Below are 18565 nucleotides of genomic sequence, written 5' to 3' on the forward strand. Positions count from 1 at the left end.
TGCCGGGGCCGTCGTGATGTGACGAAGTCAGCGGGTCACTTGGTGACCTGGTACTGACGCTTGACCACGGTGGCCTTGTAGTCGGGGGTGGCGAGCAGCTTCACGGTGACGGTGTAGGTGCCCTTGGCGGCCTTGGCGAGCTTCACGTTGACCTTGCCGGCCTTGGTGAGCTTGACCGTGCGGACGGCGCCGACCTTCTTGGCGCCCTTCTTCACGGTGACCTTGGCCTTGCCCGTGGCCTTGCCGTACTTTCCGCCGAAGGTGACCGCGACCTTGCCGGCCTTCTTGGTGGTCGGCTTGGTGAGGGCGACCTTGCTGGTCGCCTTGACCTTGGTGATGCGGGCCCACGGGATCGAGACCGGGGTGACGGTGTCCTGGGACGTCGTCGAGTGGGTGTGCGCGCGCCAGGTGTAGACGGCGTACTTCGCGCCCTTCTTCAGCTTGGCGGTCGGGACGTTCACGACCCGGGTGAAGGACCCGTCGACGATCTGGTCGCCGGTGACCCAGTCGATGCCGACCATCTGCGCCATGCCGGCGTCCATGTCGTCGAAGTCGATCTCGGCGCCGGCCGGCGCGACACCGACGTAGACGCCGTTGTCGCCCGGGTTGCCGTCGGTGGCGCTGAAGCCGCTGCCGGTGACCTTGAGGTCCACCCCCGAAGAGGGACGTGCGCCGGCGATGGAGGTGGTGATGCTCGGGGCGGCAACGGCCACGTCGGCCTCGAAGGCGGCGACGGCCTTCTTGGCGTCCGAGCCGGCACCACTCGCATGGAAGTGCGCGCGGACGCCCGGCGTCAGCTGGGCGAGGAACTCCGGGTGGAAGGACTTGCCGTCGACCGGCTTGCCCGCGGCGAGGCCGAGCGCGACGGCGGTCTCGGAGTCGGCGGCCAGGACGCCGTCCCACTTCGGGGTGCCGCTCAGGGTGCCGTCCGCGAGCGTGGCCCCCGAGAACTCCGCGACCGTGACCCGGGCGGGCGTCGTCTCCGCCGGCTCGGAGGGCGCACCCTGCGTACCCGAGACGAGCGCGGTGATCTCCCCGTCGCCGGCCTCGTCGACAGTGATCGCCGGGTCCTCGACGCGGACGGAGTACATCGTGCCGAAGGCGCCCAGGACGCTGCCGCCGTAGGTCAGCGTCGTCAGGTCGCCCTCGGTCTCCGCGGACTCCGCGGCAAAGGTGATCGCCCCGTCGGCGAAGGTCGCACCGTCGGTGGCCGTGATCGCGGTGCCGGGGACGTAAGGAGCGGTGAAGTGCTCGATGAACTGCTGCGAGATCGACCAGCGCAGGGTGGGGGCGGTCTCCGCGGCCTGGGCGGCGGGGGCGATGGCGAGCCCGGCGGCGACGAGCGCGCCGGTGGCGCCGAGGGCCGCGAGACGGCGGCCTCGGGTCAGGTGGGACATGGGGTTCCTTTCAGCGGGAGGGTGGAGCGGTGGCGTCAGTGACGCCGGGAGACCGGGAGGAGGACCCCACCGGGAAGAATCAGGAGGAGGGCGCTGAGCAGCAGCGCGGCGCCGCCGGCCCACCACCACGGCGACCCGGAGCCGGCTGCGGCACCGGCGCTCGGCGCCGAGGCGACCAGCTGGGTCGAGGCGGGCAGGGTGCCGGTGCCCTCGGCGGTCGCGGTCCCGACCGCCCCGGCCGGGACGCCGACAAGCGGCTGCCCACCGGCCGGCTGCGAGCCGCTGACCGGCGCGGTGCCGCCCGGCAGCGCGCCGCCTGCGACCGGCGTACCGGCGGCCGGCGGCGGGGTGACGACCGGGTTCGACGGGGTCGCGGACGGCTCGTCGGTGGGGGTCGGCTGCGGCGGCGTGACCTCGCGGGCGGTCCAGCTGAACGTCATCGGCAGCGGCCGCTTGGTGCTGTCGGTCGACAGGCCGGTCGAGTACCAGAACTGGTCGGTGTTGAGCGGGACCAAGTACTTCACGAAGCTCTGCGGGAAGGACCCCCAGTCCTCGCCCTCGGTGCGCTGCGGCTCGCTGCCGCCGCTGGTCCGCACCCCGTCGTACGCCGGCTGCACGGTCGTGCCGAGCTCGCCCAGGTCGACGTCGGGCAGGTCGGCGATGACCGCCTTGCGCTGCGTCGCCCGCTGCCACCGGGTGGTGTCGTTGCGGTCGGCGTAGAAGCCGCCCATCGTGGCGGTCACCTGGCCGACGCCGTCCTCGACCACCAGGCGCGGGTCGCTGATCGTGAAGACCGTGTTGCCGCCGTAGTAGACGACCGTGAAGGTGCCCTTCCAGGCGACCTCGGCGTCGCCGGAGGCGGGGTCGACGGTGCCGGTGCCGCCGCGGATCACCACGTGGTGATCGCTGAAGTCGCGCTCCATGTCGATCGCGGTGCGGCCGTCGGCGGTGGTGCCGAGCCCCTTCCACGTCGCCCGGGCGTAGCTGCCGTCGGGCCGTCGCTTCTGGATCTCGGTGTTGCCCTGCGCGGCGCGCCACTGGTCCTGGCGAAGCTGCCGTCCGCCGCCACCGGGGTTGGCCACGCCGGCGGCGAGGAAGTTGATCGAGACCGGGTTGTGCGAGCGCGCGTTGCTCTGGTTGCTCACGCCCCAGCGGAAGACCGCCTCGCTCACCTCGAGGACACCGCTCTCCGGGTCCTCGGTGGGGTCCTCGGTGGGACCGGTCGTGGGCTCGCCGGTCGGGTCGGTGCTCGGCGGGTCCGAGGGGGTGGGCGTGCCGGAGGGCTCATCGGTCGGCCCCGTCGTCGGGTCGGCGGTCGGCCCCGTGGTCGGCCCCGTGGTGGGCCCCGTGGTGGGCCCCGTGGTGGGCCCCGTGGTGGGCACGGAGGTGGGGGACGACGTCGGCGCGGCCTCGACCGCGCCCGCTCCCCCGCCGACGGCGACGCCGAAGCAGGTCAGGGCGAGCGCCGCCGCACCCGCGGCGAGACCGCGACGGGCCAGGATGCGTCGGTCAGCTCGCCACACGGCGCGACCTCCGCACACGCAGGAGCGTGAGCACGAGAGCGGCGAGCAGCACGACCCCGGCGGCGGCCGCGAAGATCACCGCGGCCCGGTCGGAGTCCTCCTCCTCGGTCGCGACCTCCTCGGCGTCCTCGGCCGAGGTCACCGCGAAGCTGACAGTGGGGGCGTCCTCGACGCCGAAGACCCGCAGCTCGTGGGTGCCGGGCCGGGTGTCGGCGGGCAGGCCGATCACGCCGGCGATGCCGCCGTCGGCGCCGACCAGGAACGGCCCGGCCGCCGCGGCCCCGTCGTCCAGGACGACGGTCACCTGGCGTCCGGCGGGCAGGCCACTGCCGGTGAAGGACAGCACGTTGCCGACCGAGGCGGAGGCCCGGTCGACCTCGAGCGCGGGCTTGGCGCCGCGCGCCGGCTTGCCGGTGCCGGGAGCGGTCGTGGGGGTCCCGGACGTGCCCGGGACCGTGGTCGCGCCGGCACCGGAGCCGGTGCTCGTCCCCGCACCGGACCCGGTCTCCGAGGACGTGTCCTCGGCGGCGGCGTCCTCGGAGCCGGCCGACTGCTCGGCGTACACCTCGCGCACCGGCAGCGGAGTGAAGGTCTCGTTGTTGGCGTTCTTGACGCCGTGGGCGCCGATCGTGATGACCCCGCAGGTGACCTCGCGGCAGTCGACCGTGCGCACCGACCCGTTGCGTCCGACGGCCTGGAAGACCGGGCCCGGGACGACGAGCTGGACCCGCCAGGAGCCGCTCTCGCTCATCGACCCGCCGTTGGCGGACGCGGCGGTGTCGGATCCGGGGAACGCGACGTAGCGCTGGTGTCCGGCGTTGTTCTTGGACTCGCTGTCGGGGACGTAGACGTAGTCCTCGCCCGACACACCGCCCTTGCTGGGCTGCCAGGCTCCGGAGACGGTGCCGAACCAGACGTAGACGCCGCCGTGGCCGCCCTTGACGGACTGGAAGCCGCTGCCGCTGACGGTCAGCGTGGTCGAGTAGCTGTCGTCGATCGCGGCGCTGCCGCGGTCGTTGACGACCGTCACCCGGCCGGCGGCGTGGGCCGGGGGCGCGGCGGCCGGGACGATGACGGCGGCGGTGGCCAGCGCCACGAGCGCGGCGCTCACACGGCGGAGCACGAGGCCTCCTCATCGGTGGTGGTGGCGGCGGTCGGGCCGCCGCGTGGCCGGACGGGGACGACGACCAGTCGGCCGTCGTGGTGCAGGACGTCGACGGGGTGGGCGTACACCTCGGTCAGCAGCTCGCCGGTCAGCACCTCGGCCGGCGGGCCGTCGGCACGCAGCCGGCCGCCGGCGAGCACGCAGACGCGGTCGGCGTACGCCGCGGCGAGGGAGAGGTCGTGGAGCACGACCACCACCGCGGCACCGGCCTCGGCGGCCTCGCGGACCACGGAGAGCAGTTGCTCCTGGTGGCGGATGTCGAGCGCGGCGGTCGGCTCGTCGAGGAACATCAGCGGTGTCTCCTGGGCCAGCAGCCGGGCGAAGGAGGTGCGTGCCTGCTCACCGCCGGAGAGGGTCGGGAAGAGCCGCTGGGCCATCTCGGTCACGTCGGCACGCTCGAGGCTGGCCTCGACGACCTCGTCGTCGCGGTCGGAGGCCGGGGTGCGGTACCACGGCGAGCGGCCCATCCGGACCACCTCCTCGACGCGGAAGCCGAAGGCCAGGCCCTGCTTCTGCAGCTGCACGCCGCGCTCGCGGGAGAGCTCCTTGGCCGAGTGCTTGGCGATCTTGCGCCCGCGCAGCTCGACGTGGCCCTCGGTCGGGTCGACGTCGCCGGAGAGCACGCCCAGCAGCGTGGACTTGCCGGCGCCGTTGGGGCCCACCAGGGCCACGACCTCCCCGGGGCGCACCTCGAGGTCGACCTCGGCGAGGATCGCGCGGCCCTCGATGCGGACCCCGACGCCGTGGGCGGAGAGGACGGCGCTCATGCCCAGCCCCCCGCCGTACGACGGGCGCGGCGCAGCAGCCAGAAGAAGAAGGGGCCGCCGATGAGCGAGGTCAGCATGCCGATCGGCAGATCCGCGTAGGCGATCGCGGTGCGCGCCCACAGGTCGGCGAGCACCAGCAGGACGGCGCCGCCGAGCGCGCTGGCGGGCACCAGCATCCGGTGCCCGGGCCCGGCGATCATCCGGATCAGGTGCGGCACGACCAGGCCGACGAAGGCGATGATCCCGCAGAAGGCGACGGCCGCGCCCGTCAGCAGCGCGACGACGACGATCGCGACGATGCGCAGCCGCTCGACGTCGACGCCCACGTGGCGCGCGGCGCGGTCACCGAGGGCGAGCAGGTCGAGGCGCGGGGCCAGCAGCAGCGCGGCCACGATGCCGGCGAGCGCGAGCGGGGCGACCACGCCGACGTACTCCCAGCGCGAGCCGTTGAGGCTGCCCAGCTGCCAGAAGACGATCTCCTCGCGGGCCTGCTGGTCGCCGAGGAAGAGCAGGAAGGCCAAGCCGGCGCTGGTCACCGCGTTGATCGCGATGCCGGTCAGCACCAGCGTGACCACCTCGGTGCGGCCACCGGAGCGCGACATGACGTAGACCAGCAGCGTGGTCACCAGGCCACCGACGAACGCGCACAGCGCGATGGTCCAGGTCCCCGCGAAGGTCCAGCCGAAGACGATGACGGCCGCGGCGGCGAACGCCGCGCCCGAGGAGACCCCGACGACGCCCGGCTCGGCGAGCGGGTTGCCGAACACGCCCTGCATCAGCGCGCCCGCGGCGGCCAGCGCGGCGCCGGCGAGGGCGGCCATCGCCACGCGCGGGAACCGCACCTGCCACAGCGTGTTCTCGCCCTGCGGATGGCTGGGCAGCGGCCCGGCGTCGATGCCGAGGTGGTGCAGCACCGACCCGAGCACCTCGGAGGCGGGTACGTCGAGCTGCCCCTGCCCGGCCGCGACGATGATCGCGGCGAGCAGGGCGACCCCGAGGCCGCCGAGCAGCCCGATGCGTCCGGCGAGCGAGCCGATCGCCCCACGGGGGCGCGTGCCGCTGCCGGGCGCGACGGAGACGCTCGTCACGAGAGGGCCTGGGGCGCGTAGAGCGCGACGGCGAGGGAGTTCAGGGTGGTCGCGGCCGCGGGGCCGAAGCCGAGGATCTGGGAGTCCTCCATGGTGACGATCCGCTTGTTCTGGCCCGCCGGCGTCTGGGCGAGGGCGGGCAGGCGCTCGAGCAGCCCGTCGGCGCCGCCCACGGAGTCCAGGCCCTTGGTCATCATCAGCACCACGTCGGGCTGCGCGTCGACCAGGCCCTCGTCGGTGATCGGCTTCATGCCGTTCCAGCCGATCTCCCCGGCCACGTCGTAGAGGCCGAGCGCGTCGATGAGGGAGTCGGCGCCGGACTTCTCGCCGAACATGTAGTAGACGCCCGACTGGCCGCGGACGTAGAGGAACACGGCCCGCAGCTTCTCGCCGCGCTCGCTGGGCGCGACGTCGGCGATCTGCTCGGTCACCGCGTCGACCTCCGCCTGCGTGCGCTCGGCAAGGGCGGCGCCCTGCTCGGGGACCCCGAGGGCCTCGGCGACGTCCTCGATCAGGCTCGAGACGGTGTCCAGCGAGCGCTCGGAGTCGACCACCACGACGGGAATGCCGGCGTCGCGCATCTGCAGGATCGCGTCCCACGGGCCCAGCGAGGTGTCGGTGATGATCACCGTCGGGTCGAGCTCGAGGATCGCCTCGGCGTTGAGGTCGTGGCCGTTCTGGGTCACCAGCGGCAGGTCGGCGGCGGCGTCGAACTGGGTGGCGATCTCGCGACCGACCACCTGATCGCCCAGGCCGAGCTCGAAGACGGTGCGCGACAGGGTGCCGTAGATGTCCAGCGGCAGGATGCGGCTCGCGTCGGTGACGGTCACCTTGGTGCCCTGGGCGTCGGTGACGGTGACCGGCAGCTGCGGCTCCGCCTGCTCCACGACCGGCTCGACCTGCTCCTCGGCGACCGCGTTGACCGAGCCCTCCCAGCCGCGCACGTCGTCGAGCGGCTCGACCTCGGAGAGCGGCGGCGCGGCGGCGCCGGCGTCCTTGCCACCCTCGGCACCACTGTCGCCCAGGGACACTCCGCACCCGCTGAGCAGGACGGCGGCGGTCACGACCGGGATCGCGAGGCGGGACCTCAGGCGGCGCGCGGGGGTGGTCATGAGACATCCATCCGTTTCAGTGAGCAGCCCCCGAGCGGGCCGGTTCCATCATGGGAATCTGAGAACGCTGGCCAGGCCAGTAAGCCGAGCCTAACATTACTTAGGTCCACCTAACTGATTTCTCCCGCCTTCTTGACAAGATGTCACGATCTTTCTGACACTGTGTCTAATCCCGGGCATGCTGGTTGTGCCCGTCACACCCGCTCGGCCCCCGTGGCCACCGCTCGCAGGAGAGTTCCCCATGACCACCGTCGAAGCCGACCTCGACATGCCTCTCTCGACCGCGATGCGCCAGGGGTCGTTGGCTCAGCACAGCGATGCCGAGAACGCGACGTTCACCTCCGAGCTGATGGCCGGGCGCATCAACGAGGCGGGCTACACCGACTACCTGCGGGTGCTGCGTCGAGTTTACGCGGCGCTGGAGGAGGTCGGGCGTGATCTGGCCGACGACCCGATCGCCGCGGAGCTCTACGACCCGGCGCTCGACCGCCTCGCCGCGATCGAGTCCGACATCGCGCACTGGAGCGGTGGCGGCTCCCTCGACATCGACAGCCCCGCGGCCACGGCGTACGCCGAGCGCGTGCGGGCGGCGGCCTCCTCGCCGCTGAGGTTCATCGCCCACCACTACACCCGCTACCTCGGCGACCTCTCCGGCGGTCTCGCGATCGGCCGGATCATCGACCGCACCTACGGCTCGACCGGCCAGGGCATCGCGTTCTACGACTTCGAGACCATCGCGAAGCCGAAGGACTACAAGGACGGCTACCGCGCCCGCCTCGACGCGCTCCCTCTCGACGCCGCCCAGCGCGCCGAGGTCGTGGCCGAGGTGCAGGAGGCGTTCCGCCACAACCAGGCGCTCTTCGACGAGCTCAGCGCCTCGATGGACGCCTACCGCCGCTGACGGCGCACGCCTCCCCTCGTCTCCCTGACCGCGGTCGGCCTCCGGGCCGACCGCGGTCAGTGCGTCTCGGGGGCCTGCTCGGCCAGCCGCCGCGCGAGCCCCTGCCGGCACCCGCGCATCATCCGCTCGTGGTTCCAGATCAGCAGCGGCCGCGCCACCCGCGAGGCGACGGCGAGCGGCCCGCTCACCACGACCTCCTGGGCGAAGTCCAGCCGGGCTCCCCCGGCGCCGCCCGCACGGCCGGGCTCCTCGGTGACGGTGAACCCGATGCGCCCGGCCAGGTCCCCGGAGACCTCGACCTCCAGCACCGGCAGCTCCCGGGTGACCGCGTGCAGCACCAGGTCCAGGGTGTAGGGCAGCGCCGAGCGGCACAGCACCCGCGCGTCGTCGGGGCCCAGCGAGGCGACCGCGACCACCTGCGGCCACCACAGCGGGTAGCGCTCGAGGTCGATCACCACGTCGCGCACCCGCTCGGGGCTCGCCGCCACGTGCCAGGAGTCACGGAAGAAATAGGTCGCTCGCACCCGTCCCAGCATGCCGACCGGGCGACTGGGGCCGGCCCCGGGGCCCGTCCGGCGCCTGTCCGGGCGGCCGACCCCGCCGCCGAGATGGCCGCAGCGCCGCGACGTACTAGCGTGCGGTCCATGACGACCCCCGAGGTGGACCTCCTGCTCTCCCGCGCCCGGAGCTGGGCGGCCGAGGACCCCGACGAGCACACCCGCGCCGACCTCGAGGCGATGGTGCGCGACGTCGAGGCGGGCGGCGACCCCGCCCGGCTGGCCGACGCGTTCGACGGCACCCTGGAGTTCGGCACCGCCGGCCTGCGCGGCGCCCTCGGCCCCGGCCCGAACCGGATGAACCGCGTGGTCGTGCTGCGCGCCGCGGCCGGCCTCGCGGCGTACCTGCGCGACACCGGCGCCCGCCCCGGTAGCCCCGTGGTGATCGGGTACGACGCGCGCCACAACTCCGACGTCTTCGCCCGCGACACCGCCGAGGTGATGACCGGCGCGGGCTTCACCGCCCACCTGCTGCCCCGGCCGCTGCCGACGCCGCTGCTGGCCTACGCGATCCGCGAGCTCGGCTGCGTGGCCGGCGTGATGGTGACCGCGAGCCACAACCCGCCCCAGGACAACGGCTACAAGGTCTACCTCGGCGACGGCAGCCAGATCGTGGCGCCGGCCGACACCGAGATCGCGGCCCGCATCCACGCGGTCGGCCACCTCGACACGATCCCGCGCGGCGCCCCCGGCCGGGTGCTCGACGAGACCATCGTGGACCGCTACCTCGACGTCGTCGCCGGGCTCGCCGGCGACGGCCCCCGCGACCTCGACATCGTCTACACCCCGCTGCACGGCGTCGGTGGGGCCTCGGTCGTGCAGGTGCTCGAGACCGCCGGGTTCTCCGCCCCACGGGTCGTCGCCGAGCAGGAGCAGCCGGACCCGGAGTTCCCGACCGTCGCCTTCCCGAACCCCGAGGAGCCGGGCGCGATGGACCTGGCGATGGCGCTCGCCGCCGCGCACCGCGCCGACCTGGTGGTCGCCAACGACCCCGACGCCGACCGCTGCGCCGCCGCGGTGCCCGGGCCGCACGGCTGGCGGATGCTGCGCGGCGACGAGGTGGGCGCTCTGCTGGCCCACGCGCTGCTCGCACGCGGCGCCGAGGGCGTCTACGCGACCACGATCGTGTCCTCGACGCTGCTGTCGAAGATGGCCGCCGCCGCGGGACAGCCGTACGCCGAGACGCTGACCGGCTTCAAGTGGATCGGCCGGGTCGAGGGGCTCGCGTTCGGCTACGAGGAGGCGCTCGGCTACTGCGTGGACCCCGAGCACGTGCGCGACAAGGACGGCGTCTCCGCGCTGCTGCTGCTGTGCGAGCTCGCCGCGAGCCTCAAGGCCGAGGGCCGCTCGCTCACCGACCTGCTCGACGACCTCGCCCGCACCCACGGCCTGCACGCCACCGACCAGCTGTCCGTGCGCGTCACCGACCTCGCCGAGATCGGCGCCGCGATGGCCCGGCTGCGCAGCACCCCGCCGACCACCCTGGGCGGCCTGGCCGTGGAGGGCGTCGACGACCTCAACCTGGGCAGCGAGCTGCTGCCCCCGACCGACGGGCTGCGCTACCGCCTCGCGGGCGGCGCGCGGGTCGTCGTACGGCCGAGCGGCACCGAGCCCAAGCTCAAGTGCTACCTGGAGGTCGTCGTCCCCGTGGAGGCCGACCAGTCCGGCACCGACGCCGTCGACGCCGCGCGGATCAACGCCGCCGGCCGCCTCGACGCGCTGCGCGGCGACATCCGCGCGGCCGCCGGGATCTGAGGGGCGCTCAGACCGCGAGGGCGATCACGAAGCCGACGACCGCCGCGACCAGCAGCACGATCTCGGCCCAGGCCGGCTGACGGCGCACCTCGCGGCCGAGCGCGACCTGCTCCTCGGACCGCGGGCGGATGCCCCGGGCCGCGGCAGCCTCGTCGGCCAGGTGCCGGATCCGCTGCTCCACCATGTCGGCGTACGACGCGGGCACCGCGCCCTCGGTGTGGCGGCGGCCCTTCATGGCCTGGCGCAGGCTGCGGCCGACGACCGGGGAGATGTAGCGGCGGTCGCCGGCGCGCACGGCCGTGACCTGCTGCACGGCCACCTGCTCGATGGCCGCGAGCGGGATCGTGACGGTGTCGAACATGTTGCGCATCACCAGCGAGTCGGTGGTCACCCACATCGCGGGGCGCAGCGAGGAGGCCCAGGTGAGCACGCCGAGGCCGACCGCGCCGGCGAGCACCGGGCCGCCGAAGCCGCTGTCGGGGTCGAGGAGCCCGAGCACGAGGGCGATGGCGACCAGCACCAGCCCGATCGTCCCCATGATCCGCCCACTGGTCGGCTTGAACCGCTCCACGACCTGCTCGGTCACGCCACACTCCTCGGAGCCGGCGCACGAGCGCCAGCGATGTCGGGCCTGTCGCCGACGAGCCTATGCTGGCGCGGTGACCGCCTCCACCAGTGCACCCTCCCCCGCCGACGTCGCCCGCACCATCGACCACACCCTGCTCAAGCCCGAGGCCACCCGCGCCGACGTGGCCGCACTCGTCGCCGAGGCCGTCGAGCTGGGCACGTACTCGGTGTGCGTCTCCCCCTCGATGCTGCCCCTCGACGTGCCGGCCGACAGCGACCTCAAGGTCGCCGTGGTCTGCGGCTTCCCGAGCGGCAAGCACACCTCATCGGTGAAGGCCGCCGAGGCGGCCGAGTCCGTCCAGCTCGGTGCCGACGAGATCGACATGGTCATCGACGTCGGCGCCGCCCGTGAGGGGCGCTTCGAGGACGTGCAGGCCGACATCGCCGCAGTGCGTGCCGCAGCCCCCGCCCCGACGGTCCTCAAGGTCATCATCGAGTCCGCTGCGCTCGACGACGAGCAGATCGTCGCCGTGTGCCGGGCCGCCGTGGCCGCCGGCGCGGACTTCGTCAAGACCTCCACCGGCTTCCACCCCGCGGGCGGCGCCACCGAGCACGCCGTACGCCTGATGGCCGAGACCGTGGGCGACCGCGCCAAGGTCAAGGCCTCCGGCGGCGTGCGCACCCTGGAGCAGGCCCGCGCGATGATCGCGGCCGGCGCCTCGCGCCTCGGCGTCTCCGGCAGCCGCGCGCTGCTGGGCGGCGACGGTGACGACAAGGGCACCGGCACCTACTGAGCCGCCGCGGGGCATCGGGCACAATGATCCGGTGCGCGCCCAGGTGATCGTCCTTGCCGGGCCCTCCGGCTCCGGCAAGAGCAGGCTCGCCGCGCGCACCGGGCTCCCGGTGCTGCGCCTGGACGACTTCTACAAGGATGGCTCCGACCCGACGCTGCCGGTGATCACCGTGGGCGCGAACGCCGGGATGGTCGACTGGGACCACGTCGACGCCTGGCACCTCGACGACGCGCTCGCGGCGATCACCGCGCTGTGCCGCGACGGGCACACGAAGGTGCCGATCTACGACATCGCCCACGACGGGCGCACCGGCTGGCGCGACCTGGACCTGGGCGAGCACCGGCTCTTCATCGCCGAGGGCATCTTCGCCGAGCTGGTGGCCCACCCGGCCGACACGCAAGGGCTGCTCGCCGCGGCGTACTGCATCCGGCGGCACCCGCTCGTGACCTTCGCGCTGCGGCTGACCCGCGACCTGCGCGAGCGCCGCAAGCCCCCGCTGGTGCTGCTGCGCCGCGGCCTGGACCTGATGCGCGGCGAGCGCCAGGTCGTGGCCCGCGCGGAGGCCCGCGGCTGCCGCCCGGTCACCCCGGAGCAGGCGCTCGCCGACATCCGCACCCTCGAGACCGCCCGCCCCCGCTGACCCCGCCCGCCGAGTCGGCCCTCGTGGTTGCGCGAGTCGGCGCTTGTGGCGACGGCTCAGGGGCCGGTGAGCTCCGCGGTCAGGGCGGCGTACGCCGGCTTGATGACCTGGTTGATCAGCGCGAGCCGCTCGTCGAAGGGCAGGAACGCCGACTTCATCGCGTTGAGGGTGAACCACTCCAGGTCGCGCACCCCGAAGCCGAACGCCTCGCACAGGTTCCACATCTCGTCGGTCATCGAGGTGTGGCTCATCAGCCGGTTGTCGGTGTTGACGGTGACCCGGAACCGCAGCCGGGTCAGCAGCCCGATCGGGTGCTCGGCGATCGACGCGGCGGCGCCGGTCTGCACGTTGGACGCCGGGCACAGCTCGAGCGGGATCCGCTTGTCGCGCACGTACGCCGCGAGCCGGCCGAGGTCGACGCGGCCGTCCTCGCGCACGGTGATGTCGTCGACGATGCGCACGCCGTGGCCGAGGCGGTCCGCGCCGCACCATTGGATGGCCTGCCAGATCGACGGCAGCCCGAAGGCCTCGCCGGCGTGGATGGTGAAGTGGGAGTTCTCGCGCTGGAGGTACTCGAAGGCGTCGAGGTGACGGGTGGGCGGGTAGCCGGCCTCCGCGCCCGCGATGTCGAAGCCCGCGACGCCGCGGTCGCGCCAGGCGACCGCCAGCTCGGCGATCTCCATGGAGCGGGCCTGGTGACGCATCGCGGTGAGCAGCTGGCGCACCAGGATCCGGCCGCCGGCGGCCTCCATGCCCTCGTCGAACCCGCGCTGCACCGCCGCCACCACGTCGTCGAGGGCCAAGCCCTGCTCGACGTGCTGCTCGGGGGCGTAGCGGATCTCGGCGTACACCACGCCGTCGGCCGCGAGGTCCTCGACGCACTCGCGGGCGACCCGGGCCAGCGCGTCGGCGGTCTGCATGACCCCGACGGTGTGGTCGAAGGTCTCCAGGTAGCGCTCGAGGGAGCCGGAGTCGGCCGCCTGCTCGAACCAGGCGCCGAGCTCGTCGGCGGTCGTGGCCGGCAGCTCGTGCCCGTGCTCGGCGGCGAGGTCGATCACGGTCTGCGGGCGCAGGCCCCCGTCGAGGTGGTCGTGGAGCAAGACCTTCGGTGCACGCAGCACCAGATCGCGCGTAGGGGCGTTAGGTTCGACGGCACTGGCGCTCATGGCGCCATCCAACCACCCCGCAGTCACGCCCAGAGATTCGCTGGGCCGAACCCGAGGAGCCCTGGATGCGCGTGTTCACCGAGATCAAGGAGCTCGCCGACGCGGTCGGGCAGGAGCTCGGCACCAGCGACTGGCTGGAGGTCGACCAGGCCCGCGTCGATGCCTTCGCCGAGGCCACCGGCGACCACCAGTGGATCCACGTCGACACCGAGCGGGCGGCCGCCGGGCCGTTCGGCGGCACCATCGCGCACGGCTACCTGACCCTCTCGCTGATCCCCTTCCTGGGCCAGGGCGTCCTCACCCTCGACACCCCCGGCGCGAAGCTGAACTACGGCCTCAACAAGGTCCGCTTCCCCAGCCCGCTCCGGGTCGGCAAGCGCATCCGCCTCACCGTCACCGTCGTGGCCCTCACCGAGCTCCCTGCCGGTCACCAGCTGACGCTGAAGCAGGTCGTCGAGATCGAGGGCGAGGCCAAGCCGGCCTGCGTCGCGGAGACCGTCGTGCTGCTGCTCGCCGGCTGAGCGCGGCCGGTCGCTGCGGTCCGCGTGGTGCGCGGTCAGTCCCCCAGCAGCGCGAACGTCGCCAGTGCATGGACGAGTGACTTCCCGTCCTGCTCGACGTCCGCCTCACAGACCGTCAGGTTCTCCCCGCGCTTGCGCACCGTGGCCGTGACCACCAGGGTGCCCGGCTTGCCCGGGCGCAGGTAGGTGACGGTGAGCTGGCTGGTGGCCGGCACCTCGCCGTCGGCCGCGCTGCGCACCGCGGCCCCCATGGTCGTGTCGACCAGTGTGGCCAGCATGCCGCCGTGCACGGTGCCGGCAGGGTTGAGGTGGCGTTCGTCGACCTCGACCTCGAGGCGCGCCTCGCCGTCCTCGGCCTCGGGAGCAGGGGCGCCGACCAGGCCGGTGAATCCGGGATCGCTGTGGGTCACGAGCGGCTGGTACCCACCGCCATCGGTCACCACCCCAGTCCGACCTGCGGTACGTCGCGGGTCGGCCTAGCAACGCCGGTGGAAGGTGAGCTTGCCGCCAGCAAGCGTCGTGGTCTCGTAGGCAGGGTCGTGGGCTCGGACGTGGTGGCGGGGACAGAGCAGCCGGCCGCTGGCCACGCTGGTCACACCGCCGCGCGACCACGGAACGTCGTGGTGCGCGTGGCACAGACCCGGCGGCAAGTCGCAGCCCTCCGCGGTGCAGCCGCCGTCGCGCAGGGCGAGGGCGACGCGGTGGGGCTTGGTGTGGAATCGGCGCTTGCGGCCGACGTCGAGGGGGCGGCCCTGGCCGTCGAGGACGGCGGGCACGATCCCGGCTTGGCAGTACTCGCAGAACGCCTGCCCCATCCGCTCCGGACCCGGCCGCCGCTCTGCGCCCACGGCTCCGTTCACCGCGTGCTGGTGCTTCGGGGCCGCGATGGCCAGCAGCGCCGCGCGCAGCATCGCGGCGTGATGGGTGGGGATGGTGAACCGGCCGTGGGTCTTGCCGTGCCCGTCGTCCGACATCGTCAGTCTCGCGGCGGCGCGGGCAGCGGCCTCCTCACGCTCGAGCCGTGCGGCCTCGGCGGCGTCCGCCTGCTCCGGGGCAGCGACCTCGACCAGCCGCTTGGCGAGGCGACGCAGGGTGATCGCGTCGTGCTCGCGTGCCTGCTCGAGGAGGAACGTCTCGGCCTTGGCGCGGATCTGGTCGTCCACGAGATCCGAGGGCAGATCATCGACGGCGTCGACGATCACCTGGGCCTGGTCGAGGTGAACGCGCCCCGCGCCCAACGCCTCGCGGACGCCGTCGTGGTGCCCGGTGTCCAGCGCCCGAGGCAGCCGCATCAACCGGTGGGTCTCCGGACGGGTCAGACGGGACTGGTGCGCCCACCAGTTCGCGGTGCTCGTGGCACCACCGCGTCGCCGACCTCGACGCTGTGGGCGTGGGCCGCGACCCGCAGGCGGAGCTCCTGCCACCGGTCGATCTCGGCGCTCAGGTCCAGCAGCGCCGCCCCGGCCCCGGCCTCGCTCAGCGACCCCACCGGCGCAACGGCGACCGCGTCCAGCGCCTCGTGCACGCACGCCACCGCCGCGGCCACCGGGTGGCCGGATCGGGGCTGGCGGGGTGCTTCCATGGACCTACTCAACCACCGACCACCGACAGTCCCGACGAGTCGTTGTCGCAGGTCAGAGTGCCTGTGAACGACCGCCCCGGCCGCCCGCGCCACGCCACAGCCGTCGCAGGTGTCGTCCCCACAACTGCCGGCCTAGAGTGCCGACATGTCCACGTCCCGCTGGTCGGTCGGCTCCCGCGACTCGCTGCTGTCGCTCTGGTCGGACGGCTCGGTGCTGTCGATCGGCAGTGTCGGATCGTGTGGGTCCGTGTTCTCGGTCGGCTCGTTCCTCTCCGCGTTCTCGATCGGGTCCTCGATGTCGTTCGCCTCGGCGCTCTCGCACCAGTCCTCCGGGTCGGTGCTGTCGCACCGGTCCGCCGGATCGGCGCTGTCCCACCGGTCCGCCGGGTCGGTCCTCGCCTCGCGGGCGAGCGGAACGTACGCCGCGTCCGGCACCCGAGCGCACCCGCCGCGTCCGGCGATCGCACTGGCGGTCGGCGCCGGAGCGGTCGGCGTCGTCCTGGCGGTCCGGTCCCGGTCCTGACCCACGGCGACCCCCGGTGCCGGGGCCGCGGTGGCACCCGGTCAGCCACCCCGGCGGAATCACCGGACCCCGTCCCCGGTTGGGAACAGTGCCCCCCGCCTCAGCACCTCAGGAGACCGCACCACCGTGAGCCAGCTCTTCACCCCGATCACCCTGCGCGACGTGACCATCCGCAACCGGGCGTGGGTCGCCCCGATGTGCCAGTACACCGCCGTCGACGGCCTGCCGAACGACTGGCACCTGGTGCACCTCGGCTCCTTCGCGCGCGGCGGTGCGGGCCTGGTGATCACCGAGGCCACGGCGGTGGTCCCCGAGGGGCGGATCTCCCCCGACGACACCGGTCTGTGGAACGACGAGCAGCAGGCCGCCTGGGCGCGGATCGTGGACTTCGTGCACGGCCAGGGCGCCACGGCGGGCATCCAGCTCGCCCACGCCGGCCGCAAGGCCTCGACGTACTCCGGCTTCACCGGCGAGCGCGGCGCGGTCCCCGAGTCCGAGGGCGGGTGGCGACCGGTCGGGCCGTCCGCGACGCCGTACCCCGGCCTGCACCCGGACCCCGAGCCCCTGGACGCCGCCGGCATCGCCCGCGTCGTGACCGCCTTCGGTGACGCCGCCGAGCGCGCCGTCGCCGCGGGCTTCGACGTGCTGGAAGTGCACGCCGCCCACGGCTACCTGCTGCACGAGTTCCTCTCGCCGCTGTCGAACCTGCGCGACGACGAGTACGGCGGCTCCTTCGACAACCGGGTCCGCCTGACCCTCGAGGTCACCCGCGAGATCCGCGGCCGGGTGGCCGCCGGCGTACCCCTCGTCGTGCGCCTCTCGGCCACCGACTGGCTCGACGACGGCTGGACCCTGGAGGAGAGCGTGCAGCTGGCCGCGCTGCTCCGCGAGGAGGGGGTCGACCTCATCGACACCTCCACCGGCGGCAACGCCCCGGCCGAGATCCCCGTCGGGCCGGGCTACCAGGTGCCGTTCGCGCGCAGCATCCGGGCCGCGGCCCAGATCGCGACCGGCGCGGTCGGCCTGATCACCGATGCCAAGCAGGCCGAGGACATCCTCGCCGACGGCTCCGCCGACGTGGTGCTGCTGGCCCGCGAGCTGCTGCGCGACCCGCACTGGCCGCTGCGCGCCGCCCGCGAGCTCGGGGAGACCGGCGACGCACTGTGGCCGGCGCAGTACCGCCGCGCCGCCCGCTGAGCCGGTACGGCGAGGCTCAGCCGATCCGGTCGATGATCAGCGGCGAGGGCTGGTACGCCGAGCCGTCCGCGGCCACGTCGTACCCGCCCTCGAGCGAGGCCAGGGCCCGGTCGAAGCGCTCGGGCTCGTCGGTGAGCAGGGTGAGCAGCGGCTGGCCCTCCGTGACCTGGTCGCCGGGGCGGGCGTGCCACACCACGCCGGCACCGGCCTGCACCGGGTCCTCCTTGCGGGCCCGGCCGGCGCCCAGGCGCCAGGCGGCGAGCCCGACCGCCATCGCGTCGAGTCGGGTCAGCACGCCGGTGGCGGGGGCGGTGACGACGTGCGACTCCTTGGCCACCGGCATCGCGGCGTCGGGGTCACCGTCCTGGGCGCGGATCATCTCGCGCCACACGTCCATCGCCTTGCCGGAGGCGAGCACCTCGGCGGGGTCCACGTCGGTGACGCCGGCACCGGCGAGCATCTCGCGGGCCAGGGCGAGGGTCAGCTCGACCACGTCGGCAGGTCCCCCGCCGGCGAGCACCTCGACGGACTCGGCGACCTCGATCGCATTGCCGGCGGTGCATCCGAGCGGGGTGGACATGTCGGTGAGCAGCGCGACGGTGCGCACGCCGGCGTCGGTGCCGAGCGCGACCATGGTCTCGGCGAGCTCGCGGGCCTTGGCCAGGTCCTTCATGAAGGCACCCGTGCCGACCTTCACGTCGAGGACCAGCGCGCCGGTGCCCTCGGCGATCTTCTTGCTCATGATCGAGGAGGCGATCAGCGGGATCGCCTCGACGGTGCCGGTCACGTCGCGCAGCGCGTAGAGCTTCTTGTCGGCAGGGGCGAGGCCGTCGCCGGCCGCGCAGATGACCGCGCCGATCGACTCCAGCTGGGCGAGCATCTCCTCGTTGGAGAGCGTCGCGCGCCAGCCGGGGATCGCCTCGAGCTTGTCGAGGGTGCCGCCGGTGTGGCCGAGCCCGCGCCCGGACAGCTGCGGCACCGCGACGCCGCAGGCGGCGACCAGGGGTGCCAGCGGCAGGGTGATCTTGTCCCCGACGCCGCCGGTGGAGTGCTTGTCTGCGGTCGGGCGCGACAGCGTGGAGAAGTCCATCCGCTCGCCGGAGGCGATCATCGCCGCGGTCCAGCGCGAGATCTCGCGACGGTCCATGCCGTTGAGCAGGATCGCCATCGCCAGCGCCGACATCTGCTCGTCGGCGACCGCGCCGCGGGTGTAGGCGTCGACGACCCAGTCGATCTGGCTGTCGGTGAGCGCGACCGCGTCGCGCTTGGCGGAGATGACCTCGATGGCGTCGTGAGCGGACATGTCCCCG

Annotated in this window: 20 protein-coding genes; 7 read left to right on the plus strand and 13 right to left on the minus strand. The window is 73.7% G+C overall.

Annotated elements, in window-relative coordinates; translation table 11 throughout:
• Positions 1-35 precede the first annotated feature (35 nt).
• Genes HBO46_RS16495 through HBO46_RS20655 form a run of 6 tightly spaced genes read right to left on the minus strand, consistent with a single transcriptional unit; the run spans position 36 to position 7052 of the window.
• On the minus strand, positions 36-1397 hold the full coding sequence (locus HBO46_RS16495) for an HtaA domain-containing protein (RefSeq protein WP_166133613.1): 1362 nt from the start codon (positions 1395-1397) through the stop codon (positions 36-38).
• 35 nt (positions 1398-1432) lie between these two features.
• Positions 1433-2920, minus strand: coding sequence for a hypothetical protein (locus tag HBO46_RS16500; protein WP_191480165.1), 1488 nt, complete (start codon positions 2918-2920; stop codon positions 1433-1435).
• Positions 2907-4043, minus strand: a complete 1137-nt coding sequence (locus tag HBO46_RS16505) for a hypothetical protein (protein WP_166133615.1) — start codon at positions 4041-4043, stop codon at positions 2907-2909. The genes HBO46_RS16500 and HBO46_RS16505 overlap by 14 nt, the downstream gene beginning before the upstream one ends.
• A complete protein-coding gene (locus HBO46_RS16510) occupies positions 4028-4852 on the minus strand; it encodes a heme ABC transporter ATP-binding protein (RefSeq protein WP_166133617.1) in 825 nt (274 codons plus the stop codon). Before HBO46_RS16510 ends, HBO46_RS16505 begins: the two co-directional genes overlap by 16 nt.
• Positions 4849-5940, minus strand: coding sequence for a FecCD family ABC transporter permease (locus HBO46_RS20650; RefSeq protein WP_224769180.1), 1092 nt, complete (start codon positions 5938-5940; stop codon positions 4849-4851). The genes HBO46_RS16510 and HBO46_RS20650 overlap by 4 nt, the downstream gene beginning before the upstream one ends.
• Positions 5937-7052, minus strand: a complete 1116-nt coding sequence (locus HBO46_RS20655; protein ID WP_207950218.1) for a heme/hemin ABC transporter substrate-binding protein — start codon at positions 7050-7052, stop codon at positions 5937-5939. The genes HBO46_RS20650 and HBO46_RS20655 overlap by 4 nt, the downstream gene beginning before the upstream one ends.
• 241 nt (positions 7053-7293) lie before the next feature.
• On the opposite strand from HBO46_RS20655, the gene HBO46_RS16520 reads away from it, so the two are divergent.
• Positions 7294-7953: a biliverdin-producing heme oxygenase gene (locus tag HBO46_RS16520; RefSeq protein WP_166133619.1), complete on the plus strand. Its 660-nt coding sequence runs from the start codon at positions 7294-7296 to the stop codon at positions 7951-7953.
• Between the two features lie 56 nt (positions 7954-8009).
• Here HBO46_RS16520 and HBO46_RS16525 read toward each other — a convergent pair whose 3' ends face one another.
• Positions 8010-8477, minus strand: a complete 468-nt coding sequence (locus HBO46_RS16525) for an SRPBCC family protein (protein WP_166133621.1) — start codon at positions 8475-8477, stop codon at positions 8010-8012.
• A 120-nt stretch (positions 8478-8597) separates the two neighbouring features.
• Here HBO46_RS16525 and HBO46_RS16530 point away from each other — a divergent pair, with 120 nt between their 5' ends.
• Positions 8598-10265: a phospho-sugar mutase gene (locus HBO46_RS16530; protein ID WP_166133623.1), complete on the plus strand. Its 1668-nt coding sequence runs from the start codon at positions 8598-8600 to the stop codon at positions 10263-10265.
• Between the two features lie 7 nt (positions 10266-10272).
• Here HBO46_RS16530 and HBO46_RS16535 read toward each other — a convergent pair whose 3' ends face one another.
• A complete protein-coding gene (locus HBO46_RS16535) occupies positions 10273-10851 on the minus strand; it encodes a hypothetical protein (protein ID WP_166133625.1) in 579 nt (192 codons plus the stop codon).
• Between the two features lie 73 nt (positions 10852-10924).
• Here HBO46_RS16535 and deoC point away from each other — a divergent pair, with 73 nt between their 5' ends.
• Positions 10925-11626, plus strand: coding sequence for a deoxyribose-phosphate aldolase (gene deoC, locus HBO46_RS16540; protein ID WP_224769182.1), 702 nt, complete (start codon positions 10925-10927; stop codon positions 11624-11626).
• 31 nt (positions 11627-11657) lie between these two features.
• Positions 11658-12266: an ATP-binding protein gene (locus tag HBO46_RS16545; protein ID WP_166133629.1), complete on the plus strand. Its 609-nt coding sequence runs from the start codon at positions 11658-11660 to the stop codon at positions 12264-12266.
• A gap of 56 nt (positions 12267-12322) precedes the next feature.
• Here HBO46_RS16545 and HBO46_RS16550 read toward each other — a convergent pair whose 3' ends face one another.
• A complete protein-coding gene (locus HBO46_RS16550) occupies positions 12323-13432 on the minus strand; it encodes an adenosine deaminase (RefSeq protein WP_166133631.1) in 1110 nt (369 codons plus the stop codon).
• Positions 13433-13497: 65 nt separating this feature from the next.
• Between HBO46_RS16550 and HBO46_RS16555 the strand changes: the two genes are divergently transcribed.
• Entirely contained in the window at positions 13498-13953 is a 456-nt protein-coding gene (locus HBO46_RS16555; RefSeq protein ID WP_166133633.1) for a MaoC family dehydratase, read from the plus strand.
• Positions 13954-13988: 35 nt separating this feature from the next.
• Here the strand turns inward: HBO46_RS16555 and HBO46_RS16560 are convergent, their stop codons facing one another.
• The 3 genes from HBO46_RS16560 to HBO46_RS20660 form a co-directional block, all read right to left on the minus strand.
• Complete coding sequence (locus tag HBO46_RS16560; RefSeq protein ID WP_166133635.1) at positions 13989-14363, minus strand: PaaI family thioesterase; 375 nt, start codon at positions 14361-14363, stop codon at positions 13989-13991.
• A 66-nt stretch (positions 14364-14429) separates the two neighbouring features.
• Positions 14430-15245, minus strand: a complete 816-nt coding sequence (locus HBO46_RS16565; protein WP_397186018.1) for a hypothetical protein — start codon at positions 15243-15245, stop codon at positions 14430-14432.
• Positions 15246-15268: 23 nt separating this feature from the next.
• Positions 15269-15535 carry a hypothetical protein gene (locus HBO46_RS20660; protein WP_224769185.1) on the minus strand — a complete coding sequence of 89 codons (267 nt, stop codon included), beginning with the start codon at positions 15533-15535 and terminating at the stop codon, positions 15269-15271.
• Positions 15536-15680: 145 nt separating this feature from the next.
• Here HBO46_RS20660 and HBO46_RS16570 point away from each other — a divergent pair, with 145 nt between their 5' ends.
• Together HBO46_RS16570 and HBO46_RS16575 are read left to right on the plus strand one after the other, a co-directional pair.
• The gene (locus HBO46_RS16570) at positions 15681-16058 is read left to right on the plus strand and encodes a hypothetical protein (protein WP_166133637.1); all 378 of its coding nucleotides are present in this window, start codon (positions 15681-15683) and stop codon (positions 16056-16058) included.
• A 126-nt stretch (positions 16059-16184) separates the two neighbouring features.
• Positions 16185-17255 (plus strand): NADH:flavin oxidoreductase/NADH oxidase, encoded by a 1071-nt coding sequence (locus HBO46_RS16575; protein ID WP_166133639.1) that lies wholly within the window; start codon positions 16185-16187, stop codon positions 17253-17255.
• Positions 17256-17271: 16 nt separating this feature from the next.
• Here the strand turns inward: HBO46_RS16575 and HBO46_RS16580 are convergent, their stop codons facing one another.
• A complete protein-coding gene (locus HBO46_RS16580; RefSeq protein WP_166133641.1) occupies positions 17272-18558 on the minus strand; it encodes a thymidine phosphorylase in 1287 nt (428 codons plus the stop codon).
• Between the last annotated feature and the right edge of the window lie 7 nt (positions 18559-18565).

The sequence above is a fragment of the Nocardioides ochotonae genome, from assembly GCF_011420305.2.
GTDB classification, from domain to species: domain Bacteria; phylum Actinomycetota; class Actinomycetes; order Propionibacteriales; family Nocardioidaceae; genus Nocardioides; species Nocardioides ochotonae.

Coding starts and splice junctions, on each gene's coding strand:
- HBO46_RS16510 (WP_166133617.1), bottom strand. CDS start 4,852: ATGAGCGCCGTCCTCTCCGCCCACGGCGTCGGGGTCCGCATCGAGGGC.
- HBO46_RS16565 (WP_397186018.1), bottom strand. CDS start 15,245: ATGCGGCTGCCTCGGGCGCTGGACACCGGGCACCACGACGGCGTCCGC.
- HBO46_RS16580 (WP_166133641.1), bottom strand. CDS start 18,558: ATGTCCGCTCACGACGCCATCGAGGTCATCTCCGCCAAGCGCGACGCG.
- HBO46_RS20660 (WP_224769185.1), bottom strand. CDS start 15,535: ATGGAAGCACCCCGCCAGCCCCGATCCGGCCACCCGGTGGCCGCGGCG.
- HBO46_RS20655 (WP_207950218.1), bottom strand. CDS start 7,052: ATGACCACCCCCGCGCGCCGCCTGAGGTCCCGCCTCGCGATCCCGGTC.
- HBO46_RS16570 (WP_166133637.1), top strand. CDS start 15,681: ATGTCCACGTCCCGCTGGTCGGTCGGCTCCCGCGACTCGCTGCTGTCG.
- HBO46_RS16555 (WP_166133633.1), top strand. CDS start 13,498: ATGCGCGTGTTCACCGAGATCAAGGAGCTCGCCGACGCGGTCGGGCAG.
- HBO46_RS16530 (WP_166133623.1), top strand. CDS start 8,598: ATGACGACCCCCGAGGTGGACCTCCTGCTCTCCCGCGCCCGGAGCTGG.
- HBO46_RS16520 (WP_166133619.1), top strand. CDS start 7,294: ATGACCACCGTCGAAGCCGACCTCGACATGCCTCTCTCGACCGCGATG.
- HBO46_RS16495 (WP_166133613.1), bottom strand. CDS start 1,397: ATGTCCCACCTGACCCGAGGCCGCCGTCTCGCGGCCCTCGGCGCCACC.
- HBO46_RS16550 (WP_166133631.1), bottom strand. CDS start 13,432: ATGAGCGCCAGTGCCGTCGAACCTAACGCCCCTACGCGCGATCTGGTG.